The sequence below is a fragment of the Streptomyces sp. UH6 genome, assembly GCF_013421635.1.
In the GTDB taxonomy this organism is placed as follows: domain Bacteria; phylum Actinomycetota; class Actinomycetes; order Streptomycetales; family Streptomycetaceae; genus Streptomyces; species Streptomyces abyssomicinicus.
In genome coordinates this window covers 1-6,426 of record NZ_JACADT010000269.1, presented here as the reverse complement: position 1 = coordinate 6,426, position 6,426 = coordinate 1, and the positions used below count along the sequence as shown (strand labels likewise).

The 6,426-nt window shown below is 70.4% G+C and carries 6 protein-coding genes and 1 tRNA gene; 6 read left to right on the top strand and 1 reads right to left on the bottom strand.

Going from position 1 to position 6,426, the window contains the following annotated elements; translation table 11 throughout:
* A partial coding sequence (locus HW445_RS15030; protein ID WP_218957002.1) for a sensor histidine kinase occupies positions 1–844 on the bottom strand: 844 nt, incomplete at its 3' end.
* Positions 845–999: 155 nt separating this feature from the next.
* On the opposite strand from HW445_RS15030, the gene HW445_RS15025 reads away from it, so the two are divergent.
* The 6 genes from HW445_RS15025 to pth all read left to right on the top strand — a co-directional run bounded on the left by HW445_RS15025 (position 1,000) and on the right by pth (position 6,171).
* Positions 1,000–1,866, top strand: a complete 867-nt coding sequence (locus HW445_RS15025) for a helix-turn-helix domain-containing protein (protein WP_180221522.1) — start codon at positions 1,000–1,002, stop codon at positions 1,864–1,866.
* Positions 1,867–1,874: 8 nt separating this feature from the next.
* A tRNA-Gln gene (locus HW445_RS15020) sits at positions 1,875–1,946 on the top strand.
* A gap of 129 nt (positions 1,947–2,075) precedes the next feature.
* Entirely contained in the window at positions 2,076–3,518 is a 1,443-nt protein-coding gene (gene glmU, locus HW445_RS15015) for a bifunctional UDP-N-acetylglucosamine diphosphorylase/glucosamine-1-phosphate N-acetyltransferase GlmU (RefSeq protein ID WP_180221521.1), read from the top strand.
* A 139-nt stretch (positions 3,519–3,657) separates the two neighbouring features.
* On the top strand, positions 3,658–4,632 hold the full coding sequence (locus HW445_RS15010; RefSeq protein WP_108951652.1) for a ribose-phosphate diphosphokinase: 975 nt from the start codon (positions 3,658–3,660) through the stop codon (positions 4,630–4,632).
* A 236-nt stretch (positions 4,633–4,868) separates the two neighbouring features.
* Entirely contained in the window at positions 4,869–5,477 is a 609-nt protein-coding gene (locus tag HW445_RS15005) for a 50S ribosomal protein L25/general stress protein Ctc (RefSeq protein ID WP_180221520.1), read from the top strand.
* Positions 5,478–5,574: 97 nt separating this feature from the next.
* Positions 5,575–6,171, top strand: coding sequence for an aminoacyl-tRNA hydrolase (pth, locus tag HW445_RS15000; protein ID WP_180221523.1), 597 nt, complete (start codon positions 5,575–5,577; stop codon positions 6,169–6,171).
* Positions 6,172–6,426 lie beyond the last annotated feature (255 nt).

Here is a 6,426-nt window from a genome sequence, read left to right as displayed (position 1 = left end):
AGGCCGAGGCGGACACCGGCGCCGCACCGGCCGCCGGGGTGGTCCGCAGCACGCCCAGCATCTCCCGCAGCTCCGTCAGCGCCTGCCGGCCCATGTCCCCCACCAGCGCCGCGTTCCGCACCGCCTTCTCCGGGTCCTTCAACGCCACCGCCTGGAGCGCCGCCGCGTGCACCACCATCAGGCTCACCCGGTGCGCCACCACGTCGTGCATCTCCCGCGCGATGCGCCGGCGCTCCTCGTTGCGCGCCCACTCGGCCCGCTCCTCGGCCCGCTCCGCCAGCAGCTGCAGCTCCCGCTCCAGACTGTCCGCACGCTCCCGCAGCGACTCCATCAGCCGCCGCCGCGCACCCACGTACAGGCCCAGCAGCACGGCCGGCGCCGTGTGCCCCAGCGCGGTGCTGACCGCGGCGAACCACCGGAACCAGCCCTCCACCTCGGGCTCCATCCGCACCAGCGCCACCACCAGGACGCCCGCCAGGGACATCCCGGCCAGCGCGCCGATCAGCCGTCGCGGCAGGTCCGAGGAGGCGACCGTGTAGAGGCCGACCACCGCCAGCAGGAAGCCCATCACCGCCGGGGTGATCGCCACCCCCACCAGGGCGACCGCCACCGGCCACCGCCGGCGGAACCCCAGTACGGAACCCACCAGCACGCCGAACACCACGCCCACGGCCACCGGCAGCCCGGCGTCGCGGGCGAACCCCACGCCCTCCACCGCGCACTCCGTGGCCGACGCCACCGCCAGCGTGACGTCCAGCGCCACCGACCGCCGGCGCGGCCACCAGCCGTCACCCGGCCCGGCCCGCTCCACCGCCGCCCGTCGCTCTTCCCCCGTCGTGGTCATGCGCCAAGCCTACGGAAGGCATCCAGAGACGTTCCTGCGGGTTTGCGAATGGACATATCGATACATGGCCATCGAACTCACGGTAAAAGCGCTCGAACTGGTGAATCGCTCAGATTTCCGCCTCACAACGACGGCCGCTCGCGCAGAGTGAGCACATGGAACAGCGCGACGCCGGATCCGACGACCTCCGGCAACAGGCCGTCGCCCTCCGGCGGCAAGGACTCAGCACCCGGCGGATCCGCGAGGAGCTGGGCATCGACAACTGGACCCTCCGCCCCCTCCTCGCGGGCGAGCCGCCGCCGGAGTGGACCAAACGCCCCCGTGCCAAGGACGACCTCCGCGAACGCGCCCGCGAGCTCCGCCGCCAGGGCTGGACCTACGACCGGATCACGGCGGAACTGGGCTGCTCCAGGAGTTCGGTGTCCCTGTGGGTCCGGGACCTGCCGAAGCCTGAGCGGCAACGTCGCAGCCGCGAGGAGGCGTCCGAGATCGGTAAGCGGGCCTGGGAGGCCCGGCTGCAGACCCGCGAGGCGGAACGACAGCGGACCAAGGGGGCGGCCCGGCGTGAGATCGGAGTCCTGACCGAGCGCGAACTCTTCATCGCCGGAGTCGCCCTCTACTGGGCGGAGGGGTCGAAGGACAAGCCGTACGCCCGCCGCGAACGGGTCGTCTTCGTCAACAGCGACCCGGGCGTCATCCGGCTCTACCTCGCCTGGCTCCGCCTGGTGGGCGCCCCCTTCGAACGCCTGCGTTTCGCCGTGATGATCCACCAAGGAGCTGATGCGCGAGCCGCTGAGGAGTACTGGGCCGAACTGACGGGCGCCGACGAGTCCGCCTTCTACAAGACCACCTTGAAGAGGCACAACCCGAAGACCGTACGGAGGAACACCGGCGAGAGCTATCGAGGCTGCCTTGCCGTATATGTGCTTCAGGCAGCCGACTTGTACCGTCGCATCGAGGGGACCTGGTACGGCATAGTAGAGGCCGCGGCGTCAGCGCATGACTCAGCTCACCTGGGTTGACAAAGCATTCCCCCGTGGTGTAATTGGCAGCACTCTAGATTTTGGTTCTAGCTGTTCAGGTTCGAGTCCTGGCGGGGGAGCCGAACAACGTGAGCACTCCTGACCGGCCCCGACCGCCCAAGCGGTCGGGGCCCGTTCGCATGTGCTGCTCACCGACCCCCCGGTATCCTGCGAGGGTCCCACTCGTAACACAGCCGAAGGGCACCACCGTGAGCGCCAACCGCCCGGCCGCCGTCGTCGTTCTCGCAGCGGGTGAGGGCACCCGTATGAGGTCCGCCACTCCCAAGGTCCTGCACACGCTCTGCGGGCGTTCCCTGGTGGGGCACGTGCTCGCGGCCTCCCGCGAGCTGGAGCCGGAGCACCTGGTGGCCGTGGTGGGCCACGCCCGCGAGAAGGTGACGGCCCACCTGGGCGAGACCGACCCCGCCGTGCGCACCGCCGTGCAGGAGGAGCAGAACGGCACCGGCCACGCGGTCCGCATCGCGCTGAACGAGCTCGGCGCCGTGGACGGCACCGTGGTCGTGGTGTGCGGCGACACCCCGCTGCTGCGCGGCGAGACGCTCCGCGCGCTCGCGCAGACGCACGCCGCCGACGGCAACGCGGTGACGGTGCTGACCGCCGAGGTCCCGGACGCCACCGGCTACGGCCGGATCGTCCGCGACGAGCAGGGCGCGGTGACCGCGATCGTGGAGCACAAGGACGCCTCCGACGCGCAGCGCGCGATCCGTGAGATCAACTCCGGTGTGTTCGCGTTCGACGGCCGCCTGCTGGCCGACGCGCTGGGCCGGCTGCGCACGGACAACAGCCAGGGCGAGGAGTACCTGACGGACGTCCTCGGCATCCTCCGCGCCGACGGCCACCGGGTGGGGGCGAGTGTGGCGGAGGACCACCGGGAGATCGCCGGCATCAACAACCGGGTGCAGCTCGCCGAGGCCCGTCGCTCGCTGAACGAGCGGCTGCTGGAGCGGGCGATGCTGTCCGGCGTGACGGTGGTGGACCCGGCGTCGACCTACCTGGACGTGACGGTGACGTTCGGTCAGGACGCGCTGGTGCATCCGAACACGCAGCTGACGGGTTCGACGCACGTCGGCGAGGGCGCCGAGGTGGGCCCGAACAGCCGTCTGCACGACACGGAGGTGGGTCCGGGCGCGCGGCTGGACAACACGGTCGCGGACGGCGCGATCGTGGGTCCGGAGGCGTCCGTGGGGCCGTTCGCGTACCTGCGGCCGGGCACGCGGCTGGGTCTGCGGTCGAAGATCGGGACGTACGTCGAGACGAAGAAGGCGGAGATCGGCGAGGGCACCAAGGTGCCGCACCTGACCTATGTGGGCGACGCCACGATCGGCGACCACACGAACATCGGCGCGGCCAGCGTGTTCGTGAACTACGACGGTCAGGAGAAGCACCACACAACGATCGGGTCGCACTGTCGTACCGGTGCGGACAACATGTTTGTGGCTCCTGTCACTGTCGGGGACGGCGCGTACACCGCGGCGGGGTCGGTGGTGACCCAGCCGGTACCGCCCGGTGCCCTGGCCGTGGCCCGCTCCCAGCAGCGGAATATCGGGGGTTGGGTGGCTCGGAAGCGTCCGGGGAGCGCCGCGGCGAAGGCCGCCGAGGAGGCGTCCCGGCCGGTGGACGGCGAAGGCTGAGCGTGTTCAGGCCCGTCTGATCGGGCGTACCGTGATAAGTGCAGAAACCGCACCACCCCCCAGCCGGGCGGGCAGGCGCCGTCCGGCGATCTCCCCTGCTCCGCCCGCTGCGAGACCACACCTCTGAGGAGACAGTGCTGTGACCGGGATCAAGACGACCGGCCAGAAGAAGATGATGTTCTTCTCCGGCCGCGCCCACCCCGAGCTTGCCGAGGAGGTGGCGCACCAGCTGGGCGTCGAGGTCGTGCCGACCAAGGCCTTCGACTTCGCGAACGGTGAGATCTACGTTCGCTACCAGGAGTCGGCGCGTGGCGCGGACTGCTTCCTGATGCAGAGCCACACGGCCCCCATCAACAAGTGGGTCATGGAGCAGCTCATCATGATCGACGCGCTGAAGCGCGCGTCGGCCCGGTCGATCACGGTGATCGTGCCGTTCTACGGGTACGCGCGTCAGGACAAGAAGCACCGTGGCCGTGAGCCGATCTCGGCCCGTCTGATCGCGGACCTGATGAAGACGGCGGGTGCGGACCGGATCCTCACCGTGGACCTGCACACGGACCAGATCCAGGGCTTCTTCGACGGTCCGGTGGACCACCTGTTCGCGCTGCCGCTGCTGGCGGACTACGTGGGCGCGAAGGTGGACCGGGACAAGCTGACGGTGGTCTCGCCGGACGCGGGCCGGGTGCGGGTGGCGGACCGCTGGTGCGACCGTCTGGGCGCTCCGCTGGCGATCGTGCACAAGCGGCGCGACAAGGACGTGGCGAACCAGGTGACGGTCCACGAGGTCGTGGGCGAGGTCAAGGACCGGGTGTGCGTCCTGGTCGACGACATGATCGACACCGCGGGCACGATCTGCGCGGCGGCGGACGCCCTGTTCGCGCACGGTGCGGCGGACGTGATCGTGACGGCGACGCACGGTGTGCTGTCGGGGCCGGCGGCGGACCGGCTGAAGAACTCGCGGGTGAGCGAGTTCGTGCTGACCAACACCCTGCCGACGCCGGGTGAGCTGGAGCTGGACAAGATCACCGTGCTGTCGATCGCGCCGACGATCGCCTCGGCGGTGCGTGAGGTGTTCCAGGACGGTTCGGTGACGAGCCTGTTCGACGAGCAGTGATCCAGTGATCCAGTGATCCAGTGGTCCGGGGATCGGTGAGCGGGCTTCCGTCCGGTCTCTGCTAGATCGTTTTTGTGCGGCCTCCTTGGCCGAGTAGACTCATGGAGTTGCTCGGCGAGGGAGGCCGTACTGCGTGTACGGCGGTCCGTTATCGACGCGCTCTTCGTAGCAGGCCGTTGTTTGGCCGGGTGACCGACCCCGACCGTTTTCACGTACCACTACGAGGAGTGTGAGCCATGTCCGAGGTGAAGCTCGCCGCTGAGACCCGCACCGAGTTCGGCAAGGGCGCGGCCCGTCGCATCCGCCGCGACAACAAGGTGCCGGTCGTCCTGTACGGCCACGGCACGGACCCGAAGCACCTGACCCTGCCGGGTCACGAGCTGCTGCTGGCGCTGCGTACGCCGAACGTCCTGATCTCCCTGTCGGTCGACGGCAAGGCCGACGAGCTGGCGATCCCGAAGGCCGTGCAGCGCGACCCGCTGAAGGGCTTCCTGGAGCACGTCGACCTGCTGCTGGTCAAGCGTGGCGAGAAGGTCTCCGTCGAGATCCCGGTCGTCACCGAGGGCGAGCTGGCCCCGGGTGCCGGTCTGGTCGAGCTGGTCCAGGCCGCCCTGTCGGTCGAGGCCGAGGCCACCCACATCCCCGAGTCCGTGACCGTGTCGGTCGAGGGCCTGGAGTCGGGTGTCAGCGTTCTGGCGAAGGACGTCAAGCTGCCGAAGGGCGTCTCGCTCGCCGGTGACGAGGACGCCGTCGTGCTGTCCGTCGTCGCGCCGCAGGTCGAGGCGTCCGAGGAGGAGGCCGGCGAGGCCGCCGCTCCCGAGGGCGACGTCGTCGACGAGGGCTGAGTCCTCGCGTAGTCGTGTCACCGGCCGCCGCTCCCCTGGGGGGCGGCGGCCGGTGGTGTTTGCTGTTCGGTGAGGCGTTTCCAGGGAGAGTGACGTGGTGTCCACAGACGCGAATGCCCCGTGGCTGGTGGTGGGTCTCGGCAATCCGGGGCCGGAGTACGCGATGAACCGGCACAACGTCGGCTTCATGGTGGCGGACCTGCTGGCGGAGCGGACGGGCGGCCGGTTCAAGCGGGCGGGGAAGGCGCAGGCCCAGGTGGTGGAGGGCCGCATGGGTCCGCCGGGGCCGCTGTCGCGCCGGGTCGTGCTGGTGAAGCCGATGTCGTTCATGAACCTGTCCGGTGGGCCGGTGAACGCGCTGCGGGACTTCTACAAGGTGCCGACGGCGCACGTGGTCGCGGTCCACGACGAGCTGGACATCGACTACGGGACGCTGCGGCTGAAGCTGGGCGGGGGCGACAACGGCCACAACGGGCTGAAGTCGATCACCAAGGCGATGGGGCCGGAGTACCACCGGGTGCGGTTCGGGATCGGTCGTCCGCCGGGGCGGATGCCGGTGGCGGACTTCGTGCTGAAGGACTTCTCCTCCACGGAGCGCAAGGAGCTGGACTTCTTCGTGGACCGTGCGGCGGACGCGGTGGAGTCGCTGGTGCTGGAGGGGCTGGAGCGGGCGCAGGGGGCGTACAACTCCTGACCGTCCGGGCGCCGGTGGCGCGCGTGGCGGCGTGGGGGACGGGGTCGGGGGTGCGGTGGGGGGCCCGTGCGCCCCGGGGGATCGCGCCGCTCCCCCCAGTTCGGCGAATCCGCTTCCCGGGTAGGCCGCCGCCCGTACTCTGATGAGCAGCACCGGTGGGGGCCGGTGCCTTTCAGGGGGCGAGACAGTCGGGTACGGCGCCCGGATCCGGTGGTCGGAGGCGCGTGCGTGCGACGGGCTCGGCGGCGGCCGGGT

Excerpts from the sequence above, each read along its gene's own strand:
- HW445_RS15025 (WP_180221522.1), top strand. The coding sequence starts at position 1,000 with ATGGAACAGCGCGACGCCGGATCCGACGACCTCCGGCAACAGGCCGTC.
- HW445_RS15005 (WP_180221520.1), top strand. The coding sequence starts at position 4,869 with ATGTCCGAGGTGAAGCTCGCCGCTGAGACCCGCACCGAGTTCGGCAAG.